The following is a 22,176-nucleotide window of genomic DNA, read 5'->3' as shown; positions in this document are numbered from 1 at the left end:
TGCTTAGTTGTGAGCGTGCAGCGCTGCGTTCAGTTCGATGGCCGATTTGTGGGTTTTGCACTCCACGGCACCGGTCTCGGAGTTGCGGCGGAACAGCAGGTCCGGTTGGCCGGCCAGCTCGCGGGCCTTGACCACCTTGACCAGCTGGTTCTGCTCGTCCAGCAGCGCAACCTTGGTGCCGGCGGTCACGTACAGGCCCGACTCCACGGTGTTGCGGTCGCCCAACGGGATACCGATACCGGCGTTGGCGCCGATCAGGCAGCCTTCGCCGACCTTGATCACGATGTTGCCGCCACCCGACAGGGTGCCCATGGTGGAGCAACCGCCGCCCAGGTCCGAACCCTTGCCGACGAACACGCCAGCCGACACGCGGCCTTCGATCATGCCCGGGCCTTCGGTACCGGCGTTGAAGTTGACGAAACCTTCGTGCATCACGGTGGTGCCTTCGCCTACGTAGGCGCCCAGGCGGATGCGCGCGGCATCAGCGATACGCACGCCGCTCGGCACCACGTAGTCGGTCATCTTCGGGAACTTGTCCACCGAGAACACTTCCAGCAGGTCGCCACGCAGGCGCGCTTCCAGTTGACGCTCGGCCAGCTCATTGATGTCGATTGCGCCCTGGCTGGTCCAGGCCACGTTCGGCAACTGCGGGAACACACCGGCCAGGCTCAGGCCGTGAGGCTTGACCAGGCGATGGGACAGCAGGTGCAGCTTGAGGTAGGCCTCAGGCGTGGAGGTCAGTGCGGCGTCTTCGGCCAGCAGGGTGGCGACCAGCGGCGTGTGGCTTTCAGCCAGGCGGCTCAACAGGGCGGCTTGGGCAGCGTCGACGCCCTTGAGCGCGTCAGCCAGTTGCAGGGCCTGGGTGACGGTGAAAGTGATCGCCTGGTTGCCTTCGGTGTAACCGAGGATCGGCGCGATGGCCGCGATGATTTCAGCCGATGGATTGAGCAGCGGTTGTGCGTAAAACACTTCCAGCCAAGCACCTTGGCGGTTCTGAGTGCCGACGCCGAAGCCCAGGCTGAACAGGGAATTGGACATGCTGTTACCTCTACAAAAATGGAGTGGGCTGGCCTACTTGAGGGCCGCCGAATAGCTATCTGGCTTGAAGCCAATCAGGGTTTTGTCACCGAGATCAAGCACCGGGCGCTTGATCATCGAGGGTTGCGCGAGCATCAATTCAATGGCTTTCGCTTGGTCGAGATCGGCTTTGCGTTCGTCTTCGAGTTTGCGAAAGGTGGTGCCCGCACGGTTCAAAACCACCTGCCAACCGTGCTCATTGCACCATTGGGTCAAGTGTTCGCGGTCGATACCGGCCGTCTTGTAGTCATGAAACTCATACTGGATAGCGTGCTCATCGAGCCAGGTGCGCGCCTTTTTCATGGTGTCGCAGGCTTTGATGCCGTAAAGATGTAAGTGCTTGATTTCATTGGGCATAAAATCCTCCCCAAAACTTCCCCAATATCGCCCAAAAATTCAGCCACCGATTATGCCACGTCGATCCATTCAGCGCCTCGGCTGTCTCGGTACAGATCGGTCATAGTGGCCGAGCGGTGACCCAGCAGCTTCTGCGCATCACGGCCTTCGAGTTCGTGAAGTCGTGCCGCGAGGGATCGCTGCTCGTGAAAGGACGGTGGCTGGCGGCCAAAAGTTATCCCCAGCTTCAGGCCCGCTTTGTCGCGAGCTTCGGCAAAGGCAGAGCTCAGCGTGTCCAGCACCAACGGCTGGCCAGCCTTTGCTCGGCCCGATGCTTGTGCATGGTGCACCAGGTGTTGTGACAGAACGCTGTCGCGGCATTGCTTAATTACGCTGGCCAGATCCAGCCCGACCGACTCCAGGCGCAGCGCGGTGCTAATCCGCAGCCTGGCCCCGGTCTTGGACTGAACGACATGCAGGAATCCGTCGTGTACGTCCTTGAACAGCATCGAGCCTATATCGTCCCGGCGCTGGCCAGTCAGCACGGCAAGCTCCATTGCCCTGCGAAGCCACGGTTTCGTGGCTTCCTCGTAAATCGCCCTCCACAGTTCCAGCGTCAGCCGTTCGCGCTTGATGCTCACCCGCGCCGCCTTGGTCACCTCGACCGGGTTGGCGTCTGCCCACCCCCGCGCCTGAGCCTCGGCGAACACGTCTCGCAACAGCGAACGCATTGCCCTGGCCATCTGCGCCTTTCCCTCTTTGGCCATACCAGTCAGGTAATCGGCCACATCCATCGTGGTGATGTCCTTAATCCCCTTCGAACCGAATACTGCCGTCAGCCGGTTTATCCGCATGCCCACGTTTTTATTGCTGCTGGCTGACAGCTTCCGCTCGGCGAACAGTTCGCGGTATTCGTCCAGCCATTCCGAGAACAATTTGCCAGGCGCTGGCGCCGGCGTGCTGATGCGTTCTGCAAGCGTTGGCTTGATGGCGTCTGCGTGGTTGGCGGCGACAGCCTCACGGATCGCCGCCTCCTTGTCCTTGCCCAGGCCGAACACGCGACCACTGACCGGATCGCGGTAGGTGTAATAAGTGACGCCGTTGCGGGCGTCTGTTTTGCGGTAGAGATTGGGCGGAAGATCCTTTGACCCTGTGTTACGCGGCCTGGGCGCCATTGCGTGCTCTCTCTATTCTGCTGATCAGGCTCCCGCCGACGATCCGTACGGGCTGCTGATCAGGTTCTTGGTAGTGGGCGTCTGACTCTACATAGTAGTTGCGCCCGTGCTTGACCGGTAATGGCGCGATTCGGCCCTCTCGGGCCCATTTGCGCAGTGTGTTGGGGCTCGGCGGCGTCTTGAACTCGGCCGCCGCCCATTCGTCCAGGGTGACTTTGCTCATTTTTCCTTCCCGCCGGCCGCCGTGGGCCGCGCTGTCTTGATGATGTGAACGACCAGGCTGAAGGTGATCAGCATCCAGCCGCAGGTGCCGGCGAAGGCGTAGAGGATGTCGGCAGTTTCGCCGTCCGCCAGGAGGCGTGGAGCGACCCAGAAGAACCAGCAGCCGCTGCCGACCAGGTACAGCAAAGCGCCCAGCAGGATCAGGGTGAGCTTGATTGCGAACATGTGGTGTCCTTGCCGCGCTGGGCGGCTATCAAAATTATTTGATAATAATTATCATTAGAGAGTATCTTGGCCGCGCTCACCCAGCGGGGAAGGCTCTTTACCGGTCCATGGAAGGCAAGGCCCAAACTGCTGAGTGGGCGCCTTTCCGAGGGAGGACTTCGGATTTATTCAGATTTTTATTCGTGACATACGACGAATCTGTAGGTAAGTTTTCCAGCGCTTGCCCGGCCAGGTGTGTTTACGATGGAATGCTGAACGGCCAACAGCTGGTCAGGGTGAGCACCAACACGCAAATTCAGTCGCCAGGTGTCCTCGCCGCGCTGGGCGGCAGAAGGTGGGTTATTCGCTGGGGTCGACGATGCTGTGCGAGATTGAAACCGTCTTCCGAGCAGCGTCTCCGAGATAGATCTCGTTCATGACTTTGTCGTGCTGAATGGATACGGAATCGGTGGCGTCCTCGTCATCGCCAAGCTCTGAAAGGCCCAGCTGGCGAACACGCAAAAGATCGACCCCATCCGGGACCTCGAAAACTGTTGTGATCGCGCTCGTTATCATGATGAAGGGCATAGGAATACCTCGCCCGCCGCTCACCGGCAGGCATGTAGGGGGATTGGGGTTAGGCGCCCTTGAACGGGACGACGTTTTCGAGTTCGCGCTTCACGCCACCGGCATCGCGAAAGGCTTTCCATTCGGCGTGGTGTGCAGGGCAGTAGTCGACGTTGGGCGCTACCTCGGCCGCGTGGTACTCACAGACCGGCCTGTCGCAGGTCTTGCCGTCTCCAACCGGGTAGTCGCAAAGCTGAGTCCCAACATCACCGCATTCAGCGCAGTGCGGGCCCAGGTCGCCACATAGATGCCCGGTCGGCTTGCGGTTCTTGTCGTAGATCCGGTAGCAGGCCATTACTCAGGCCCCTTGTAGATGAAGACGTAGGCGAACCAGAGGGTGGCGATCATGGCGTCACCCGCTGGCCGAGCATTACGTCGGAGACAACTTCCCAGAGCTGCGCCGGCGACCACTGGTAGCGGTCGAAGTCGCCATCGGGCTCAATTCCTATTACGCAGCTCGACTGCGCGCCTTGCTGGCCCTCCCAACCCTTTTTCAGGATCGTCGCTACCTTTCCGTCACCACCTGGCTCTGTTTGGTGAAAGTCGTAGGCCCGCATGCTGTACGTCGACCCGGCAGCAATAGCCTTTCGGACGGTTTGCAGCATCTCTACAGTTCCATTGCGCACCCATGGCCGGCCGCCCCTGGCGCTGCGGGCACCTTCATGGATGTACAGTTCATGCGTTGCCTGCTTGAAACAGGCGGCTGCGGGCGGTAACTCGGCAAATTCAACGTTGATCTGCGTGCCCACGATTACCAAAGATTCAAAATCAAAGCGGTGATTGTGGATGGCCGAGTGCTCAAAGCACGCCCGGCGCGGTAACTCAGGGTGCCAGACGTGCATACGCTGATTGCCTTCCAGCTGGACCTGCACAAAGCCAAGGCCGTGCAGGGTGATCTTGTCGGTCATTACGTCGTCGATGATGCTCACGGGCACACTCGTCCTTGCCGCTATAGCGGCTGACTTTGAAGGGGGAGGGGTTACAGGTTTTGCGGGTGGAGTACGGATGTACTCCTATGCGGCTGTCACTGATTTTTGCTCATGTTCCAGCTCTGAAGCGATCGATGCGATCTCGGCGAAAAGCTTATGCTGCTTCAGGTTTCGCTCTTCGTAGATCGCTTTCAGGTTGCGATTCAACGATGCCAGGGCCGAAGCGCGCGAGGTGTGAACCTGGCTTTCGTGGAGCATGTAGGTCCGGCCTGGGCCCTGGTAGCACTTCGGCCAGGGCCGGGTGCTGAGGCCTGCTCGCTGGTGCAGCCTGATTTCCTCAACACGCCGCATCCGGATGTTGATCATCCATAGGCCGCTCACGAATCGATGCCCGTGTACTTGCGCCAAGGCACCTTCACGCCGCTGACCAGAAAGCCCCAGTCACCACGCCACTTGCTGGTGATGAAGAGGGTGTAGACGCCGCCGGGTGATATCTGGTCGATGCGGTGGTACTCGCCGTGCCGCAGTCGGGCAGTGTCACCAGCCTGGCGATCGATGTATTCCGTGGCCTGGGCCGAGCCGCTGTAGCCCAGCGCCGCAAGCTCCTGATCGAAGCCCTCTATCAAGCGCTGCTCCACATACCAGCCGCGCAGGATGACCGTGCGGGCGTTCCACGGGTGGTCGTGCAGATCCCGGTCTTCGTCGTGCCGCATGATGTGGTGGATGCGGAACGACCACGGGCACCACCACAGCGCCGGCTTGTGCGTTTCTCGGGAGTAGGGGTTGAACAGCCACCAGCGGCCCATGTACATCTCGGTGCCGTCGGCGGACATGATGTGCAGGTACGGGGTGCGCTGGGCGCGGGTGATGAGCCAGGCGGCAACCGCCGGGCGCGCAAGCAGCTTGGCGACAAGGCGCCAGAACAGGTTGATCACAGGGAGTCCTTGCCGGGCCATGCCCGGGCGGTGGGTTTAGTGGGTGGTTATTCGCAAAGCCCATAGGCCGAAGAGCAGCTGTTCTGGCTGTCGGTGCGGGCGATCAGGTCGACCATGTCGAACTGGCGGCCGCCGCGGGCGGTGTTGCTCCAGTCGACTATCCGGTCAATTCCGTGCGTGACGGCGCTGACCTTGTCATCTGACCTAACGGTGGGGTCGGTGACGGTGGCGAAGAACGTGGCCGCGCCGCGCTTGCTGGCGATGCTCACCAGTCGCTCCCACTCGCGCACCCGGTCAACTTCCTCTGGCCACCTGGCCGCGATCTGCCGGAGCTCGTCTTTCGCACACATGATGCAGGGCATACAGCCAACGCGATTACAGCCTTGCAAGTACAGCGGGTTTGGCTTGATGCCGGCGGCCCGGTGAGCCTCGAAGACCGAATCAACCGTCCACTTCAAGATGGGCCGATAGTTGAACAGGCCGCCGCCAACCTCATCGCACTCTGGTAGGTACTTGCGGGCCGGCGACTCATCAGCCCGAACGCCTTGCCAGGACAGCAGCATGTTCTCGCCGTCCATGAGCGGCAGGTAAACCTGCTCGATGATTGGATTGCGCTTGAGCTCGTCGGTGCAGAAGCGTGCTTTGGTGCTGGGGAATCGGCCTTTCCACAGGCACAGGTCCAGGAAAGGGTTGCCTGTTGGGTGAAGGACTTCCAGGGCGCCCAGCACCACCGATTCCGCTACACCTTTTTCGCGCCACTTGGTCTCGATGAACTTGCGCTTGCCGGCGATCTGCCTGGAGAAGTCTGCCTTCACCCACCGGATGGGAACGCCCGTGGCTTCCGCCAGGTAGTGGATGTAGTCGTAAGTCTCTGGATGCTCATGCCCGGTGTCAGCTACTACAGCGCTGAGGTTCGGCACCTCCAGCTCGCGGGCGACCAGCAGCGTAGCCGTGCTGTCTTTACCGCCGCTCATGCTGACGATGTTGTGAGTAGGCATAGGGGATCCTCGCCGGCTGGCGTGATTCGTTGATATGGGGTATTACGGGTGACCGGCATGGAGCCGGATCAAGGAGAAAGATTTGAAGCGAGCATTGGTTGGCTTGTTTGGGTTACTTCCGCTGGCTGTTTACGCCGGCTCGCTGGAGGAGCAATACCCGGCACCCTGGATCAAGGCTGATAATCCAAGCATTACGCGCGCCCTTTCTGAGGCCGATGTAGAGGGATGCGGAAAATACCGGTACCGCGTCAGCAGCGGTAGCAAGACCGAGTTTCTGGTCTACTGCCTGCGCGGCAGTCGAGTGACTCAGGCATTCATGGTGTGGCCAAACATCCACAAGCTGATGGGGCCATATCCCCCAGATCCCTCTCTTCCATGATGTAGCGAGTAGGAAGGCCGGTCTCCCGGCCTTTTTTTACTTTGGATCGAACGCGCCAAGCGACAAGACGGCGGCCTCGCCGATTTTCTCCTGCAGCACTGATTTGAATTCCTGCGCGATGTCTTCGCGCTGAACTTCTTCACCTACCCAGCGCAGTTTTAGCACCGGCACTGCGCCGCTGGTGATAACCGAAAGGCGCAGAGTGATGACTTGTTCGGTCAAGCCTTCGAACGGGACGGTGCTGAATTGCAAGGACGCCGGGAGGGTTTCCTTGCTGCGTGCCTCGATCTGGTCCATGGCGCTGCGACTGGCGCTGGTCTCGCCCACGGTGCTTTCTGATTCGCTGGACGCCTTGATGGTGATGGTCCGGACAGCGGCAATGGCCTTGGCCACCGGGATGGCGTTGCCGGCCTCATCAACCGGCGTGAGGTACTGGTGCCAGTCTTCGATCCAGTCGCTCAAGTCCTTCTGGCTGATACCGCGGCCGCCGATTTGCTGGGCGGCCGTGTAGCCGGCGGTGGGCTTCAACTTGAGGACGGCGCGGTCATCAGCGTGGCCGGGTGCTTCTGCATTGCCAAGGTTGAACAATAGAGCGCAGCTCATCTCGTCCTGGTTGATGAAGCCACGCGCGCCAGGTGCTGCGCGCTCGACAACGTACAGGGCAAAGTCATTCAGAGAGTGGGTGCTGTAGGTGCCACGGAAGCGGCTGCGGCCGGCCTGGAAGCGTTCCAAGTCGACCACTTTCGCGTCTTCCGACAGGACCACAGTAGGGATCAGCGTCGCGAGCGTCTTGCCGGCGGCGTCCAGGGCATTAGCGTTGATGAGCTGGAGTGCATCTTTGGTAAGTGACATCGGTTATTTCCTTGGATTGCGGAAGGGAGGGCTGAGCGAGGTAGATCAGGTGCGTTTTGGGATTGGCGCGTCGTCGCGGCTGAAAAGCTGGTCATGCTTTTCCGCGAAGAGGGTCACGCGGCCGCCGGTGCCCACGTGCATAGGCGTGTCGAGGGTGGTGTTTTCGCTCCGGGTGCCGCGCTTTGTCGGCACCTTGTACTCAAGCTTGTGCTTGATCTTCACCTGGTGCGATTCGCCGATTTGGCTGAAATCCAAGGTGATCACCACCTTCCCGGCCTTGCCGTGGTCAACAACACCGGCGGCTACTTCGGAAAGGGCGTGGCCGATTTGGCTGGCGAAGGCGCCCCCGTTGAGCTCTTCAAGAAACTCTGCTGTATCGGTTGCTGTGGACATGGCTGATTCTCCGGGATGGCCAACAGGCCGCTTGGTGGAAGGTGGAATTGCGATTGTCGAAGGCGCTGGCGCACTTGGTTATTCATGCGCTTCATGGGGTGTCGGTAAACTTGAAACCGTTTTCTCTGGCAATGAGCCTGGCGCGCTTGTGGTCGATGCCGAGCGCCGCGGCCGCCTTGTTGATCGACGTTCCGCTCTCGGCCAGTTGCTTGAGGTCGGGAGCAAGCTTGTCGCGCTCGGTGCGCAGCTTGTTGGTGCGGGCACATTTGATCGGTCCACCCACTTCACCGCTGACGCCGGCGGCAATCTGCTCGGCCTTGTTGCCGGCGCCGAAGAACGCGTCCATCTGGCGATGCAGATCCGCGATCACCGTGTCCCGAGGGTTGGCCATCGGTACGCCGATCACTGCGCACCGCCTGAAAGCGTTACCTTCACGCCATCTGCACGAGATTCCAACTGCTGGGCAAAGTTGCTTGCTTCCTTCCAGGTCCAGCGGAAGCCCTTCACCTTGCCGGTGGAGCGCTCCACGATGTGGTAAGCGTTGCCGCGGTTGATGACCTGGAAGCGAATCTGTTGCACGGGCTGCTCCTTGCCGATCAGGGCGTAGAACTCGGCGGTGGCAATGCGGGAGCGAACTCGCAGGGCCGCAACCCCGTCGACTCGCTGTTGAACTGATGCGTGCATGGTGGATACCTCAGTGGGTTGCGTTTATTCGTCAGCAGCCTGACCGCCTGCTGGTTGCCGTTGGGCGCAGGGGAGGGTGCTGACGAATAAAGGCGAGCCGTAAAAAAGCCCGGGGATTGCCCGGGCTTTCGTTGCGTCACACAGACCTCCCTATGTGATCGCTGGTCGGCGCGATAGGCGCCTTTAATCGCTCATGGTTCACATGGCCGCCTATCCTCTGTTGCTCGCTCACTGGGCAGGCAGTGGCCACCTTATGGATTAGGCGAGCAGCACCGGTTGTTCGGCGCGGCGGACCATCCTGACCTGCGCTGTACGGCGTTCCGGCACCCGCCGGTCACGACGCATCGACTCGTCACCGATCATTGCGTGCATGGCGATCAGGGTAGCCAGGACGAAGCACATCGGCGAGATGATTTGGCGGCGCATGGCCTCGGCGATCATCGCCGTCTGGCGGGTGACGCCGAGCTTGAACATGGCGCAGGAAAGGCGCTTTGCCACGGTGCAGGCTGCAACGTCGAACTGCCTGGCGATTTCCTTGGCAGTCATGCCCTGGGCGGTGCCGAGCAGGTACTGCAATTCTTTTGGCGCAAGGCCTCGTCCGAGATGACCCTTCCATGCGCCGCTGACGATTGTTGCTTCCATCAATGTGACTCCCGGTTGTTTTCCCGCTGCACCCGTCACCAGGTGCAGAAGTGAAATCTTCTGGTGTCGCTTGCCGGCTTCCCGCTACTGGCGCTGCCGCCGGCCCCATCAAATTGTTTGTCCAGCCGCGGGCCTTTCGGCTTGTTCTCCCGCTGGATAACTCGTTTCGACGCTTTACGCTGCACGCCCGGGTCAGTTGCCAACCCTCTGAACCGTTGAGGCCGGTTCATCGCTGCCTTCCATCTGGCCGGTTGTTATCCGGCGATGGAGCAAATATGTACCAATGGTTCATATTGGTCAAGTACCAAGAGTACATAATTTATCCGGAGGCAATAAAAAGCCCGCTCAGTGGCGGGCTATGAATTCAGATCGGGGAGGGCAGAAACAAGAAGCCCGACGCTGGGCCGGGCTGAGTTCTTCTGAATGCATCTACTTCGGAAGGTGAACAACCAGTGGGGCGAGGTATTGCTGGACGACCCACCATCCTGCGCCAAATAAGACAATCCCGACGCCTAGCGCAAGAATTGCGGCGTAGCCCTTAGTCAGCATGTTGGACTCGATATGACCCAGCCGAATCTCGACCTTAGCCAGAGATACCTTGACCTCTGTCATGTCTCGTTCAAGATTGGTGATTCGAGTGTTCATGTCGCCTCCATCTCCTCCATTACTGTTACCTCCAGTATGGTCGCCGCCAGCGGCCTTGTCACCGTTCTCTGGATTTGGGAAAGGAAAGATGTTGCTCATTAGGCTTTCTTTCCCTTTTCAAAAAAATAGCTCCACACGAAGCCTGCACCTATAAATCGCGTGTTCCCGCAATTCAGGCAATTGAAGTGAAACGTCCAAGTGGCAAAACTCACATCCCTTGCGCTCGCCATGGTGAAGAGTGCAGGGACACCATTCATGGAGGGGAACTCCCAGGTATTGGCGCCGCATGCTTCGCAATTACGGAGGCATTGTTTTGCAGCCACATATTCATGCAGTTGTTCTGCAGTTATAGAAAGCGTTTCAGGAACAATGCGGGACATGTTCCTTTCGCCCAATAGATCATCCGACATATCCCCTCCATTCAATTGATTTAGCTACCCGTGCGAAGCCTTACAGCATTCCGCCGCGCCAAACCACGCGCCCGATGATGCGGACTTCGTTTATCTCCCCATCACGCAGTGTCTCATCGCCGTAGCGTGCCTTGTCCGGGTTGTCGCTTCGGATGATCCAACCGTCGAAGTCCGACTTCACCAGGCGCTTCACGATCGTGCCTTTCGACTCGCTCTGCATAGCGAAGACCTGGCCGTCCTTCGGTTCGATTTTCGACTCATCGATCAGCAGCACGTCACCATCATTGATGGTCGGTTCCATGCTGTGGCCGTTGGCGTAGATGACATCCAGGTGTCGCTGGTTGAGGTTGTTTGCCCGCAGCCATTCCGACTTGAAAGCCATGACGCCGCGGATCTCGACGTGCGAATTGTCTTCACCGTCCCCTGTTGACCCGCGAGCGGTCAGCTGCAGCACGCCGGTGTAGTTCTTGTCGTCGGCGAGATCAAATCCTCTTGGGGGGACGCGATCATCAGCAGGAACTGATGCTGCCTCGCGCATTTCGCCCCGGCCGTACTCAAGCCACTCGACGCGGACTGACAGCGCGTTTGCAAGCGCGAGCATCTTCGCTCCGCCGGGCATTGACTCGCCATTGAGCCACTTGCTGCAAGCCTTGGGGGTGACCTTCGCGATTTTCGCGAGACGAACACCGGCACCCCACTCAGGTATCCCAGCTTCAGCCAGGGCTTTCTTGAGTCGAGAGATAAAAGCGAACCGAATTTCATCTATTTGAACCATGGGTTCATATTCTCACGAGCTTGCATGTACTTTCAGTTCCGACTTAAGATGTACCGTAAGTTCATATTTTGAATCGGAGGCCACATGCGGCCGCTCAAGAAAACGATCGACGACGCTGGCGGTGTTCCGACGGTGGCTCAGGCCTGCGGCAAGACTCCGCGGGCAATTTACAAGTGGCTGGCTGCCGATGCTTTGCCTCGCACCGAATACACCGGCGAGACGAAATACGCCAAGAAGATTTGTGAATTGGCGACCGCGAGAGGGAAGCCGTTCGACACGGCTTGGCTGCTTTCAGAAGCACACCCTAACAAGTCGGCCGCTTAGCTCCGTGTGAGATGTGATTTTCCGCTCATAACGAGTGGGTAAAAAGTGATTTGGATTAGCTGTTGATTCATCCAGTACCCAAATTGCACGCATAAAAAAACCGCCTGGCAGGGCGGCTCTTTCAACAGCAGTAAAACTTGTGGGGCCATTATGAACACACTCGTCGCTCCAAGCAATACCGTCACGATGTCGAGCCGGGAGGTCGCTGATCTAACCGGAAAGCAGCATCACCACGTGGTGCGCGACATCAAGCACAACCTGGCAGAGTTGAACTTAGATGCATCCAAATTTGGATGCATCTATCTCGACGCCTCCAACCGCAAGCAAACCGAGTACCTGCTTCCTCCGGATCTCGTCATGACGCTGCTGACCGGCTATAGCGTCCCGCTTCGTCATCGTGTCGTGACACGTTTGCACGAACTTGAAAGCGTGTCACGACACGTCGCCATTCCTCAATCCCTGCCAGAAGCCCTGCGCCTTGCTGCCGATCTCGCCGACAAGAATGGCGAGCTCCAGCGACTGATTTCAGATCAGGCCCCAAAGGTCGCAGCCATCAAACGGCTTGCCGCCGCCGGCGGCGCTATTTGCATCACTGATGCCGCCAAGCAACTTGGTGTGGCGCCGTCTCGCCTCTTCGCCTGGCTTGAACAGCACCGCTGGATATTCCGCCGCCACGGCTGCAAGCGCTGGGTCGCATACCAGCCCCGCATAACCTCCGGGTTCATGACCCATAAGGTCACTGCGTTGAAGCCTGATCCCGAGACCGGTATCGACCGCGCGGCCTTCGACCCAATGATCACCCCAAAGGGGCTTACACGCCTCGCTGAACTACTGCAGGAGGCCGCGTAATGGCCGGCGATTGGATAAAATTCGAACTCACCACCCTGGATAAACCCGAGGTTTGCCAGATCGCGGACCTGGCTGACATCGACCCAGATGCCGTGGTCGGCAAGCTGATGCGTGTATGGGGCTGGTTCGACCAGCAAACCGAAAACGGTAACGCTCCGAGCGTTAGTAAAAAGTTACTCGACCGCCTGGTGGGCGTTACCGGCTTCTGCGAACACATGAAATCTGTCCATTGGATGCTCGAAGCAGAAGGCGTGATAAGCCTTCCGCATTTTGACCGCCATAACGGCAAGACCGCTAAAAACAGGCTTCTCACGGCTAAACGGGTGGCAAACCACAAAGCCGGTAACGCAAAAGGTAACGCTGCGAACGTTAGCGGTGCGTTACCTAAAGAAGAGAAGAGAAGAGAAGATCAAAACCCTCTCTCTGCGCATGAGCGTGTCGATCCTCGCATGCCCAGCGAGATGACACTCGAATGGACTCCTGATGACAAGCTGCTGAAGACCTACGCGGTTCATTCTGGTGTAGCGATGGACCTATTCACCGAAGCGGCGCGCCGCGCATTCACTGCTCACTACGAGCCGCGCGGCCAAGTGAACACTCAGGCTGAGTGGGTGCAAATGTTGGTCAAGTGGGTGCTGAACGACAAGGTCCGCGCTGCCGCTACCAACGTCACCCCGATTCGGCAGAAGCCCGCCGCCGCGTCTGATTTCGATGACGACAGCACCGACTGGCAAAACGGGGTGCAATCGTGATGAAGCAGGTATCCGCCGTTACCCAGGGTCTTTGGGCCAACCCCGCAGCCGGTGATTTCATCCCGAAAGATGAGATCCAAGCTCCCCAGGATGAAGGCCGCCGCCAGATGGCCGTGGCGATCAACGATCTGTTCACTGAGCTTCGCTTGATTCGTTCGGCGTGGCGTCAGGCATGGCCGGACAAGGAGACTTACCGCGCCGCCAAGGTCCAATGGATGCAAGCCTTCCTCGACGAAGGCATCCGTACCCAGGGCCAGATCGAATTCGGCATGATCAAAGCCCGCAAACAGGTTTCCGATTTCATCCCGAGCCCGGGGCAGTTCATCGAATGGTGCAAGCCGACCCCGGAAATGCTTGGGCTTCCACCTCTGGCAGCTGCTCACCGTGAGGCCTGCCGGAACGCGCACCCAGGCATGGCGGGGCAGGGCAAGTGGTCCCATGACGCGGTTTGGCACACGGCCAAGGAGTGCGGGTTCGAGAGCCTGAACAAGCTCGACACCGCGCTCAGCCTGAAGCTGTTCGACCGGAATTACACAATCACTATTCGGCGCTTGCTCGACGGCTTGCCGCTGCAGACCATGCCCAAGGCGTTGCCGTCGAAAGTTGATGGCAGAGTCACGCCCGAAGTTGGAAGGGGCGCTATCGCGGAGTTGCGTGCGCGCCTGGCGGGAGGTGCCCAATGAGCAAGCTCACGAATGCCGCCCGCGATCGCGATTGCCAGGTTCGGTTCCCGGGCTGCTCGTGCGAGCCGTCCACCACCGTCCTGGCGCACTACCGGCTGGCCGGCACCTGCGGCATGGGCATGAAGCCAAACGACTTCCAGGCGGCCTGGGCCTGTGGCTATTGCCATGACATCGCCGACGGCCGTCTTCGTGCGCCCGGGGAACTGACCAAATACGAGATCCGTCTCTTCCTCGCCGAGGGCGTAATGCGCACCCAGGACATCCTGATCAGCGAAGGGAAGGTGAAGCTTTGAAGCCATTCAGCCCGAAGGCCTTCACCGCCAAGCCCGTGCGCGCCAAAGCCATCGACCGGGAAGGCCTGGAGCAGGCCGCGCTGATGAAGGAAATCGCGCTGCGTTACCCGGCCGCCGCCAAGCTGATTTTTCACGTACCTAACGGCGGGCACCGGCACAAGCTGGTGGCGATCAAGCTGAAAGAGCAGGGCGTTAAGGCTGGCGTTCCTGACCTGGTGCTTCCCATGGCCCGCGGTGGCTACTTCGGCCTGTACATCGAATTCAAGGCCCGGGCCCCGTATGACGCCGCCGTGTCCCCGGCCCAGGACGCATACCTGCAGGCGCTGACCGATCAGGGTTACCTGGCCATCGTTTGCCGCGGGCACGTCGACGCCATTGAGGCGATCCGCGCCTACCTACTTCAACCACAAACGAGGGCGGTCGCATGACCCATAACTTCAAGCCCGGCGACCTGGCACTGGTGATATCCGGAGGGTATATGGGCGAGACGGCTGAACTCGTTCGATTCGTGCTGCCAGGCGAGGTGGTGGTCTCTCCGGTGACAGGGAAGAAATATCAGTTCCGCCCAGCTGCGGGTATCGGGGGTTGGATGTGCCGATTCCGGGGTGAGTGGGCAATCAAGCACGAGAAGAATCTGATGCCCTTGCGCGGCGAGTTCACCCCTGAGCAGCTGAAGTCTCACGAGGTGCCCGCATGACGACCGCCGCCGTGAAGATCACCGACGCCGAAATCAAGCGCCAGGCCGCCGGCGAAGTTCGCGACCTTCGCGATATCGAGGCCCGAGGCCTGTACCTGCGTTTCGCGAAAGACCGCGCCCGGGCCTCCTGGTACCTGGTGGTCAGGGGAGAGTGGAAGCTGATCGGCCAGTACCCGGACCTCAGCGCCAAGCAGGTTGCGGCAGCACTGCCAGGCATTCGCCTGCGCCTGGATGCCGGGGAAGGTTCCAACCTGTCCAAGTGGCTGCTGGTGGGCGAGCTGCTGGACTGGTACGCCGATCGCATGGCCCGCGACCGGAGCCTCTCGAGCAAGCGCAAGAAGACAGGTGCCTCATTGATCAAGTGCCACCTGAAGCCACTGCTCGGAGCTGTGCCGCTGGCCTCGGTTGATAAATCCACCCTGGATGACCGGTTCATGTGGCCGGCCCAAGAGTCCATCGGCATCGACTATGTGCGGTCGGCGTTCCAGTTGCTGGCCCTGGCCTTCCGCCAAGCATTCAAGCTGCGCCTGATCACCAGCAACCCGATGAAGGACGTGAAGTTCAGCGACTTCTCGAAGGCCAAGGTCGGGGTGAAGCCGTCGCGACTTCGTGTCACCCAGCTCCAGGGCCTGCTGGACCTGCTACGCGACTCAATGGCCAGTGCCCCGGCTGACGCCATGCTGGCCCTGATGATGCTGTGCCACGGCACCCGGATCGGCGAGACCCGCCAGGCGCAGTGGTCGCACGTCAGCCTGGCTGAGCGCGAGTGGTTCATCCCTGCCGAGAACACCAAGACCGGCGTCGAGAACCACCTGCCACTGACCGACCAGGTTCGACAACTGCTGATCACCTACCGCGACATCCAGTGGGCCGGCGGCTATGACGGTCAGTTCCTGTTTCCGTCCCGCAAGGCCAAGTCGCTCAGCGAAGGTCAGGCGTGCGCCGTGTTCACGCGCCTGGGCCAGGGCGAATGGACAAGCCACGACCTGCGCAAGGTGGCCAGGACCGGTTGGGCAGACATCGGCATCGACCACCTGATCGGTGAGCTGCTGATCAATCACGCCATGGGCCACAACGTGAAGGTGTACATCCAGTCGGACGTGATGGCCCGCAAGCGTGAGGCGTTGGATCGGTGGTGTGCGTATCTAGACGCGAAGGGTTTCAAGCGCATTCACGACTTGACCGGCTTTAGATCGGGAGATTCCGGTAATGCGCTGGAAGCCGCAGAACATAAGGGCCGCAAGGCCATTCAAGAAACAACCATAGGCGAGGTTTAAAAATGATGAAAAAGAGCAGTGGCCCCGCCTTTGTGCGCTGCCTTATACCGATGACCGAGTGCCCTTCCTGCTGTGGTGCTGGCCTGATCCAGGGTGTGTTTCATCAGCTCGAATGCATCGGCTGCCACTCTTCTGGCTTCGTCCATGCCGAGACGCTTGAGCCTCTTCTCATGCAGGACCTGGTTGTCCAGCTGGGCATGCTTGCTCGCCGTGGGCGGAACCAGTTGGCTGGCAAGAACCCAGCGCGCTGCATCATTGATGAGTACCAGACACCGAACCGCCGCGGGCCCGGCGGCTCGTCTTACAAGGGGGATTGATCCATGGCTATGTATAAGGACGTGATGGGCACCCTGGTGCGGGTGCTGGCAGCAGACAACATCGACAACAGCACCAAGCAGTCATGGCAGAAGCTGATCGACGCCGATCTGCGCCAAGGCGGCACGGGCAGCACCCTGTCAGTGCGGGACAAGTTCGACTATGACTGCTGCCTGTATGCACTTCTGCACCGCCAGCTGGACCCTGCGCAGTGGGATGTCCTGGTGGCCAAGTACTCAACACACAAGGCCAACAAGGTCGGAGCCATCGGCAGGCTGGTGGCTCGCATGGTGTCACCGGCACCTCAACTGTTCATCTATAAGGCGCTGACGGCATGGGCCATACCGAGGCTGAAGGGCGTGCAGGCTGGTAAGCGCTCCACCGACATGATCGTGCTGCCCGCCGAGTTCTACGACATGAACACCTGGGATCTGACTGGCTCCCCTGAGCGCACACGCCGCAATTGGCGAGGCGGAATCTACAAGCGTTTGGAGAAGCTCGAAGAGCAGGCCGTGATCCATGCGACCGAGATATTCGACAGCGAACAAATCTTTGTAGATGCCGCTTGACCCATTGGCCGACTGGCCGTAAATTAACCCCATCATGTCGATCTTGCGCGTTATGAGAGACGACCAAAAATTCTGAGCCCCGCCACTGTGCGGGGCTTTTTCGTTTCTGGAGTATCGGATGGATCCTACTGACCTCGGCCCAGGCACAGCTACCTGGCTGGGCGGTAGTGCCACTGTCGTGCTGGGCGGGCTGCTCTGGCTTCGCAAGTTCCTATCTAAAGACGCGACCGATCGGGCCATGGATAACGCCGATATCGGTACGCTGCGCCGGCTCAATGAGCTGCTGAACCAAGAGCGCTCAGCCCGTAAAGAAGCCGAGGCCCGCGCCGATCAGTTCGCGAAAGAGCGGAACGATCTCGCCGCGGCAGTTGGCAGGATGGAAGGGAAGATTGAAGCCCTCACCAGCCAGGTCGGGCAACTCACCGAGCGCGTCACGCTGCAGAGCGAAGAGATCCACCGCCTGCGCACCAAGCTTGGAGGTATCGCCTGATGGACAGATGCGCACTGGAATTCATTGCCCGCCGGTGGTGGAGGCGGGCCGAGGTATGGGCCATTGCCGTGCTGCTGGTTGTTGGTGGTGCTGTGCTTGGCTACCAGGTCAGCTACTGGTCGCTCGCAGATAAGCAGGGCAAGCAGGTCGAAGACATTCGCAAGGCCTACGACACAGCCATGGAAGAGCGGGACAGGCGTCTTGAAGAGCTGACCCGCAAGACTGGCACCGCCGCTGACAAGGCATCGAGGGCAGCAACTACGGCGGCCCAGGCTGCGGACAAGGCGGATGAAGCGCTCAACCGCGCCGGGCAGTGAGGGAGGCGGTGATGGCTAAGGTAAGCGTAACGATCAAAGTTGTTCGGCGTTGGTGGGTGACTGATGTTCTCAGCCTTGCCATCTGCTACTGCTGGCTGACCGGTCGCGATGAGATGCCCGACGCATTCATTGATTGGCTAGTGACTCACGGTTTCAAGCTGGAGGTTGGTACGTAATGCCTCTGAGGCCAAAGAAACCCTGCAACGCCCAGGGTTGCAATGTGCTGACTCGCAATCCGCGCTACTGCGATGCCCACACGGACATCGGCAAGAGCGCCGAAGCCAAGCGGCGTGAACGCCAGCGCGAGACCAGCAGCCAGCGTGGGTACAGCTACAAGTGGCAGCAAGCCCGCAAGGCGTACCTGAACAAGTATCCGTTGTGCGCAGAGTGTGAGCGCCAAGGGTTGGTCGTAGCAGCGAATCATGTCGACCACATCCGTCCTCACAAAGGCGACTGGATACTGTTCTGGGATAGCTCGAACTGGCAGCCATTGTGTCACCCCTGCCACAGCCGGAAGACGGCTACAGAGGATGGCGGTTGGGGCAACCCGGGCAGGAATCGGGCCGCTTCCCCAGCATCGATATAGATGAGATTGATTATCAACAACGGAGGGGGGGAGGGTAAAAAGTTGGGGGATCCGCTCAGCTAGACCGTCCCCTTGACCTTTCTTACACACCCGCGAAATTAAAAATTCAGGAGTTGCGCGATGGGAGGCACCGCCACGGTCGCCGGCCGTGGTCGCAAACCCAAGCCAACGGCCAAAAAAGCACTTGCCGGAAACCCTGGCAAGCGTGCGCTGAATACAGCCGAGCCGCAGTTTTCCAAGATCACCCAGATCGACCCGCCGGAGTGGTTCAGCGCTCGGGCCGCCACCATGTGGAACATGATTGTTCCTGAGCTGCTGCGCGAGAACGTGGTGGCGATCACAGACCTTCACAACGTCGAGGCTTTCTGTAGCGCCTACGACAACTGGCGGCTTGCCCAGGAATCGATCCAGCTGCATGGCATCGTCGTTACCGGCGCCACCGGCGGCCCGATGAAGAACCCCGCGCTTACCGCCGCGAACGAAACGATGCGCCAGATGGTGACATTCGGTTCGATGTTGGGCCTGGACCCGGCCAGCCGGACACGACTGATCGGCGGTAACAAGGAGAAAGAAACCAACGAATTTGCCAACCTGCTGAGAACCTGATGACAAAATCTGCCCACCCCAATGTCGACAAGGCAACGGCGTGGGGTCGGTCATTGCTCCGCGGCAAGGTTCCAGCGTGCCGCTACATACACCAGGCGGTGCAGCGCCACTTCGACGACCTGGCGGCCAGCCGCAAGCGCGGCTTCCGTTTCAAGTTCGACGCGGCAAAGGCTGAGAAAAAACTCAAGCTGATGCAGCTGCTGCCGCACACCAAGGGTGAGTGGGCATTCAAACGTCAGCTGATCACGCTGGAGCCCTGGCAGCTTTTCGGCCTTGCCGTGACATTCGGCTGGGTCAAGAAGAAGGGCGGACACCGCCGTTTTCGTGAAAGCTACTGGGAAGTGCCAAGGAAGAACGGCAAGTCTGTTGTCGCCGGCGGCGTGGGCATCAGTATGTTCGTCGCCGATGGCGAGTTCGGCGCCGAAGTGTATGCCGGTGCGACCACAGAGAAACAAGCGTGGGAGGTTTTCCGGCCCGCCAAGCTGATGGTCAGCAAGTCGCCGATGCTGATTCAGGCCGCTGGCATCGAGGTGAACGCCTCGAACATGAACATCCCGTCCGACTTCAGTCGCTTCGAACCTCTGATCGGCAATCCTGGCGACGGTGCATCGCCGAGCTGTGCCATCGTCGACGAATACCACGAACATCCAACGTCAGCGCAGTACGACACCATGCTCACAGGCATGGGCGCCCGGCGTCAGCCGTTGATGTTCATCATCACCACGGCCGGCGCCGACATTGAAGGCCCGTGCTACGACAAGCGCCGCCAGGTCGTCGAGATGCTGGCCGGTACCGTACCGGACGAAGAACTGTTCGGCTGGATCTGGACGCTCGACGAGGGCGACGACTGGACCGATCCGAAGATGTTGGCCAAGGCCAACCCGAATCACGGCGTCTCGGTGTTTCAGGAGTACCTGGAGAGTCAGCAGGCGCGAGCCATTCGCTCGGCCCGCTTTGCCAACACCTTCAAAACGAAGCACCTCAACCTCTGGGTGAGCGCCAAGTCCGGCTTCTACAACATGGAAAGCTGGAAGGCATGCGAAGACACGTCGCTGACCCTGGAACAGTTCGAGGGTCAAGAGTGGATTGCCGGCTTCGACTTGGCGCGCAAGCTCGATATGAACTCGAGGGCCAGGTTGTTCTGGCGCGTCATTGATGGGAAGAATCACTACTACAGCATTGCGCCGAAGTTCTGGGTTCCCTATGACACAGCCTTCAACACTGACAACAAACGTATGGCTGAGCGCTTCCAGGCCTGGATTCACTCCAAGCATCTGGATGTGACCGACGGTGCTGAGGTCGACTATCGCGAGATCCTCGAGGACACCAAGGAGGCGAACCACCACGCCCCGGTGCGCGAGTGCCCTATTGACCCTCATGGAGCTACAGGCCTGAGTCATGACCTTGATGACCAGGGCTTTGAGCCGATCACAATCACGCAGAACTACACCAACATGTCGGACCCTATGAAGGAGCTGGAAGCCGCGATAGAAGCGGGCCGGTTCCATCACGACGGTAATCCGATCATGACCTGGTGCGTTGGCAACGTGATCGGCAAGAACCTGCCGGGCAACGATGACGTCGTGCGGCCCATCAAGCAGGGCGATGACAACAAGATCGACGGCGCCGTTGCGCTGATCATGGCCATAGGTCGGGTGCTGGCCAATGCGGGCGAGCCTGATCAGAGTGGCTTCTACGAAAATCCAATTATGGTAGGCATTTAATGGCGCGCGAAAAAAAGCCTGGCCGGGTAAAGGCCGCCCTGCTGGATTGGCTCGGTGTGCCAGTTGGTATAAAGGACGGGGCTTTCTGGCAAGAATGGTTCGGAAGTTCTGTATCCGGACAGCACGTGTCTGTCGATAAAGCGATGCAGCTGTCTACGGTATGGGCGTGTGTGAGGCTTTTGTCTGAATCAGTTTCGACTCTCCCTCTTAAACTTTATCGGCGCTTACCTGATGGGTCTCGAAAGTCGGCGACTGATCACCCGCTGTATCGAGTTCTATGCCGAGTTCCAAACGCGGAGATGACTCCCCAGCGTTTCATGCTGTTGGTTGTAGCGAGCATTTGCTTGCGCGGTAACGCCTTCGTTGAGAAGAAGATGGTTGGCAGCCGAATCGTCGCACTTGTTCCTCTGCTGCCACAGTACATGCGTGTCAAAAGACAAGAAAATGGTCGTCTCAAATACACCTATAACGAAAGCGGCGTTGAGCGCGACATCCCCGAAAAAAACCTGATGCACATTCGCGGCTTCGGCTTGGACGGAGTTTGCGGAATGTTGCCGGTCACCACCGGTAAGGAAATATTCGGCTCCGCAATGGCCGTTGAGGAAGCTGCAGCGAAGGTATTCGCTCAAGGCATGCAGGCTTCCGGGATTCTCAGCAGTGACACTGCGCTAAAACCAGAGCAGCGCGAGCAACTCAGGGCCAGTCTTGGCGCATTCATGGGTTCCAAAAATGCCGGCAAAATAATGGTTGCAGAGGCTGGTTTAAAGTACCAGGGCATCACCATGAACCCCGAAGCGGCGCAGATGCTGGAGTCTCGATCTTTCAATATTGAGGAAATGTGCCGGTGGTTCCGGGTGCCGCCCTTCATGGTCGGTCACATGGATAAGCAGTCCAGCTGGGCCAGCTCGGTGGAAGCGCAGAACCTGCACTTCCTGACCAACAGTTTGCGCCCGCTTCTGGTGAACATTGAGCAGGAGATCACCCGATGCCTGATCGGCGAGGCTGACGCTGACGAGTTCTTCGCTGAGTTCGCAGTTGAAGGCCTGCTGCGCGCCGACAGCGCAGGTCGTGGCGCCTGGTACAACACCGCTCTGCAAAACGGCTGGATGTGCCGGAACGAGGTTCGGCGTCTGGAAAACATGGCTCCTATCCCGGGCGGCGATACGTTCACTGTTCAGTCGGCGCTCGTGCCGCTTGATCAGCTCGGCAAACAGTCGGCCGGCATGTCGCCGGCGGCTACCGCCTTCATGTTGCGAATAACTGCAGCAAATCAGAGCGGGGATAAGGAGGCAATCAAAGAAGCCTTCGACCTGGCGACCAAGGCGCTCGATGCCGGAAACCCCGATGGGCCAATGATGGCCCATGCACTGATATCTCTACCTCGGCTTCTCGCCGCTTGATCCTGGAGTAA

The 22,176-nt window shown here is 59.5% G+C and carries 36 protein-coding genes; 17 read left to right on the top strand and 19 right to left on the bottom strand.

All coding sequences use genetic code 11. The features are described from left to right. Window positions 1-3: 3 nt before the first annotated feature. The 11 genes from dapD to HX817_RS00960 all read right to left on the bottom strand — a co-directional run bounded on the left by dapD (window position 4) and on the right by HX817_RS00960 (window position 6,503). Window positions 4-1,038, bottom strand: a complete 1,035-nt coding sequence (gene dapD / locus HX817_RS01010; RefSeq protein ID WP_003219342.1) for a 2,3,4,5-tetrahydropyridine-2,6-dicarboxylate N-succinyltransferase — start codon at window positions 1,036-1,038, stop codon at window positions 4-6. Between the two features lie 33 nt (window positions 1,039-1,071). Further along, a complete protein-coding gene (locus tag HX817_RS01005; protein ID WP_177039659.1) occupies window positions 1,072-1,434 on the bottom strand; it encodes an ArsC family reductase in 363 nt (120 codons plus the stop codon). Window positions 1,435-1,484: 50 nt separating this feature from the next. After that, the gene (locus HX817_RS01000; RefSeq protein ID WP_177039658.1) at window positions 1,485-2,588 is read right to left on the bottom strand and encodes a phage integrase Arm DNA-binding domain-containing protein; all 1,104 of its coding nucleotides are present in this window, start codon (window positions 2,586-2,588) and stop codon (window positions 1,485-1,487) included. Next, on the bottom strand, window positions 2,569-2,811 hold the full coding sequence (locus HX817_RS00995; RefSeq protein ID WP_177039657.1) for an excisionase: 243 nt from the start codon (window positions 2,809-2,811) through the stop codon (window positions 2,569-2,571). The genes HX817_RS01000 and HX817_RS00995 overlap by 20 nt, the downstream gene beginning before the upstream one ends. After that, entirely contained in the window at window positions 2,808-3,035 is a 228-nt protein-coding gene (locus HX817_RS00990; RefSeq protein WP_177039656.1) for a hypothetical protein, read from the bottom strand. Before HX817_RS00990 ends, HX817_RS00995 begins: the two co-directional genes overlap by 4 nt. A gap of 339 nt (window positions 3,036-3,374) precedes the next feature. Next, the gene (locus HX817_RS00985) at window positions 3,375-3,602 is read right to left on the bottom strand and encodes a hypothetical protein (RefSeq protein WP_177039655.1); all 228 of its coding nucleotides are present in this window, start codon (window positions 3,600-3,602) and stop codon (window positions 3,375-3,377) included. 49 nt (window positions 3,603-3,651) lie between these two features. Next, the gene (locus tag HX817_RS00980; RefSeq protein WP_177039654.1) at window positions 3,652-3,936 is read right to left on the bottom strand and encodes a hypothetical protein; all 285 of its coding nucleotides are present in this window, start codon (window positions 3,934-3,936) and stop codon (window positions 3,652-3,654) included. A gap of 49 nt (window positions 3,937-3,985) precedes the next feature. Then, window positions 3,986-4,570, bottom strand: a complete 585-nt coding sequence (locus tag HX817_RS00975; protein WP_371317764.1) for a hypothetical protein — start codon at window positions 4,568-4,570, stop codon at window positions 3,986-3,988. Between the two features lie 84 nt (window positions 4,571-4,654). After that, window positions 4,655-4,936, bottom strand: a complete 282-nt coding sequence (locus tag HX817_RS00970) for a hypothetical protein (protein ID WP_177039653.1) — start codon at window positions 4,934-4,936, stop codon at window positions 4,655-4,657. Between the two features lie 11 nt (window positions 4,937-4,947). After that, entirely contained in the window at window positions 4,948-5,505 is a 558-nt protein-coding gene (locus HX817_RS00965) for a hypothetical protein (RefSeq protein WP_177039652.1), read from the bottom strand. Between the two features lie 47 nt (window positions 5,506-5,552). Next, on the bottom strand, window positions 5,553-6,503 hold the full coding sequence (locus HX817_RS00960) for a phosphoadenosine phosphosulfate reductase family protein (RefSeq protein WP_122426066.1): 951 nt from the start codon (window positions 6,501-6,503) through the stop codon (window positions 5,553-5,555). An 82-nt stretch (window positions 6,504-6,585) separates the two neighbouring features. On the opposite strand from HX817_RS00960, the gene HX817_RS00955 reads away from it, so the two are divergent. Then, the gene (locus tag HX817_RS00955; protein WP_177039651.1) at window positions 6,586-6,882 is read left to right on the top strand and encodes a hypothetical protein; all 297 of its coding nucleotides are present in this window, start codon (window positions 6,586-6,588) and stop codon (window positions 6,880-6,882) included. A gap of 36 nt (window positions 6,883-6,918) precedes the next feature. On the opposite strand, the gene HX817_RS00950 is transcribed toward HX817_RS00955, so the two are convergent. The 8 genes from HX817_RS00950 to HX817_RS00915 all read right to left on the bottom strand — a co-directional run bounded on the left by HX817_RS00950 (window position 6,919) and on the right by HX817_RS00915 (window position 11,283). Beyond that, a complete protein-coding gene (locus tag HX817_RS00950; protein WP_177039650.1) occupies window positions 6,919-7,734 on the bottom strand; it encodes a DUF2303 family protein in 816 nt (271 codons plus the stop codon). A 45-nt stretch (window positions 7,735-7,779) separates the two neighbouring features. Further along, on the bottom strand, window positions 7,780-8,127 hold the full coding sequence (locus tag HX817_RS00945) for a hypothetical protein (RefSeq protein WP_042572313.1): 348 nt from the start codon (window positions 8,125-8,127) through the stop codon (window positions 7,780-7,782). Between the two features lie 91 nt (window positions 8,128-8,218). Continuing rightward, on the bottom strand, window positions 8,219-8,533 hold the full coding sequence (locus tag HX817_RS00940; RefSeq protein WP_177039649.1) for a hypothetical protein: 315 nt from the start codon (window positions 8,531-8,533) through the stop codon (window positions 8,219-8,221). Next, complete coding sequence (locus HX817_RS00935) at window positions 8,530-8,811, bottom strand: hypothetical protein (RefSeq protein ID WP_177039648.1); 282 nt, start codon at window positions 8,809-8,811, stop codon at window positions 8,530-8,532. Before HX817_RS00935 ends, HX817_RS00940 begins: the two co-directional genes overlap by 4 nt. A 258-nt stretch (window positions 8,812-9,069) precedes the next feature. Continuing rightward, window positions 9,070-9,453, bottom strand: a complete 384-nt coding sequence (locus HX817_RS00930; protein ID WP_177039647.1) for a LuxR C-terminal-related transcriptional regulator — start codon at window positions 9,451-9,453, stop codon at window positions 9,070-9,072. 429 nt (window positions 9,454-9,882) lie between these two features. Next, complete coding sequence (locus HX817_RS00925; protein WP_177039646.1) at window positions 9,883-10,197, bottom strand: hypothetical protein; 315 nt, start codon at window positions 10,195-10,197, stop codon at window positions 9,883-9,885. Beyond that, the gene (locus tag HX817_RS00920; protein ID WP_177039645.1) at window positions 10,197-10,508 is read right to left on the bottom strand and encodes a hypothetical protein; all 312 of its coding nucleotides are present in this window, start codon (window positions 10,506-10,508) and stop codon (window positions 10,197-10,199) included. Before HX817_RS00920 ends, HX817_RS00925 begins: the two co-directional genes overlap by 1 nt. Before the next feature lie 40 nt (window positions 10,509-10,548). Further along, entirely contained in the window at window positions 10,549-11,283 is a 735-nt protein-coding gene (locus HX817_RS00915) for a LexA family transcriptional regulator (RefSeq protein ID WP_177039644.1), read from the bottom strand. Between the two features lie 84 nt (window positions 11,284-11,367). On the opposite strand from HX817_RS00915, the gene HX817_RS00910 reads away from it, so the two are divergent. The 16 genes from HX817_RS00910 to HX817_RS00835 all read left to right on the top strand — a co-directional run bounded on the left by HX817_RS00910 (window position 11,368) and on the right by HX817_RS00835 (window position 22,165). Further along, window positions 11,368-11,607 carry a hypothetical protein gene (locus HX817_RS00910; protein WP_177024703.1) on the top strand — a complete coding sequence of 80 codons (240 nt, stop codon included), beginning with the start codon at window positions 11,368-11,370 and terminating at the stop codon, window positions 11,605-11,607. Window positions 11,608-11,793: 186 nt separating this feature from the next. Next, window positions 11,794-12,456, top strand: a complete 663-nt coding sequence (locus HX817_RS00905) for a phage regulatory protein/antirepressor Ant (RefSeq protein WP_177039662.1) — start codon at window positions 11,794-11,796, stop codon at window positions 12,454-12,456. Then, on the top strand, window positions 12,456-13,208 hold the full coding sequence (locus HX817_RS00900; RefSeq protein ID WP_177039643.1) for a DnaT-like ssDNA-binding domain-containing protein: 753 nt from the start codon (window positions 12,456-12,458) through the stop codon (window positions 13,206-13,208). Before HX817_RS00905 ends, HX817_RS00900 begins: the two co-directional genes overlap by 1 nt. Beyond that, window positions 13,208-13,891: a replication protein P gene (locus HX817_RS00895; RefSeq protein WP_177039642.1), complete on the top strand. Its 684-nt coding sequence runs from the start codon at window positions 13,208-13,210 to the stop codon at window positions 13,889-13,891. The genes HX817_RS00900 and HX817_RS00895 overlap by 1 nt, the downstream gene beginning before the upstream one ends. Continuing rightward, entirely contained in the window at window positions 13,888-14,184 is a 297-nt protein-coding gene (locus tag HX817_RS00890; protein ID WP_177039641.1) for a DUF1364 domain-containing protein, read from the top strand. The genes HX817_RS00895 and HX817_RS00890 overlap by 4 nt, the downstream gene beginning before the upstream one ends. Further along, window positions 14,181-14,612 (top strand): VRR-NUC domain-containing protein, encoded by a 432-nt coding sequence (locus tag HX817_RS00885; RefSeq protein ID WP_177039640.1) that lies wholly within the window; start codon window positions 14,181-14,183, stop codon window positions 14,610-14,612. The genes HX817_RS00890 and HX817_RS00885 overlap by 4 nt, the downstream gene beginning before the upstream one ends. Continuing rightward, window positions 14,609-14,881: a hypothetical protein gene (locus HX817_RS00880; RefSeq protein WP_177039639.1), complete on the top strand. Its 273-nt coding sequence runs from the start codon at window positions 14,609-14,611 to the stop codon at window positions 14,879-14,881. The genes HX817_RS00885 and HX817_RS00880 overlap by 4 nt, the downstream gene beginning before the upstream one ends. Continuing rightward, the gene (locus HX817_RS00875; protein WP_177039638.1) at window positions 14,878-16,158 is read left to right on the top strand and encodes a site-specific integrase; all 1,281 of its coding nucleotides are present in this window, start codon (window positions 14,878-14,880) and stop codon (window positions 16,156-16,158) included. Before HX817_RS00880 ends, HX817_RS00875 begins: the two co-directional genes overlap by 4 nt. A gap of 5 nt (window positions 16,159-16,163) precedes the next feature. Further along, window positions 16,164-16,475 carry a hypothetical protein gene (locus HX817_RS00870; RefSeq protein WP_177039637.1) on the top strand — a complete coding sequence of 104 codons (312 nt, stop codon included), beginning with the start codon at window positions 16,164-16,166 and terminating at the stop codon, window positions 16,473-16,475. Window positions 16,476-16,478: 3 nt separating this feature from the next. Beyond that, entirely contained in the window at window positions 16,479-17,042 is a 564-nt protein-coding gene (locus HX817_RS00865; RefSeq protein ID WP_177039636.1) for a hypothetical protein, read from the top strand. A 118-nt stretch (window positions 17,043-17,160) separates the two neighbouring features. After that, window positions 17,161-17,532 carry a chemotaxis protein gene (locus HX817_RS00860; protein ID WP_047711381.1) on the top strand — a complete coding sequence of 124 codons (372 nt, stop codon included), beginning with the start codon at window positions 17,161-17,163 and terminating at the stop codon, window positions 17,530-17,532. Next, entirely contained in the window at window positions 17,532-17,849 is a 318-nt protein-coding gene (locus HX817_RS00855; protein ID WP_177039635.1) for a hypothetical protein, read from the top strand. The genes HX817_RS00860 and HX817_RS00855 overlap by 1 nt, the downstream gene beginning before the upstream one ends. A 175-nt stretch (window positions 17,850-18,024) precedes the next feature. Then, a complete protein-coding gene (locus HX817_RS00850) occupies window positions 18,025-18,435 on the top strand; it encodes an HNH endonuclease (RefSeq protein WP_177039634.1) in 411 nt (136 codons plus the stop codon). 120 nt (window positions 18,436-18,555) lie between these two features. Next, window positions 18,556-19,041, top strand: a complete 486-nt coding sequence (locus tag HX817_RS00845) for a phage terminase small subunit P27 family (RefSeq protein WP_177039633.1) — start codon at window positions 18,556-18,558, stop codon at window positions 19,039-19,041. Continuing rightward, window positions 19,041-20,765 (top strand): terminase large subunit, encoded by a 1,725-nt coding sequence (locus HX817_RS00840; RefSeq protein ID WP_177039632.1) that lies wholly within the window; start codon window positions 19,041-19,043, stop codon window positions 20,763-20,765. The genes HX817_RS00845 and HX817_RS00840 overlap by 1 nt, the downstream gene beginning before the upstream one ends. Then, window positions 20,765-22,165 carry a phage portal protein gene (locus HX817_RS00835; protein WP_065948820.1) on the top strand — a complete coding sequence of 467 codons (1,401 nt, stop codon included), beginning with the start codon at window positions 20,765-20,767 and terminating at the stop codon, window positions 22,163-22,165. Before HX817_RS00840 ends, HX817_RS00835 begins: the two co-directional genes overlap by 1 nt. Window positions 22,166-22,176 lie beyond the last annotated feature (11 nt).

Origin of the sequence: Pseudomonas sp. C6002 (assembly GCF_013385805.1) — a bacterium.
Lineage (GTDB): Bacteria > Pseudomonadota > Gammaproteobacteria > Pseudomonadales > Pseudomonadaceae > Aquipseudomonas.
This window is presented reverse-complemented; position numbering and strand designations above follow the sequence as displayed.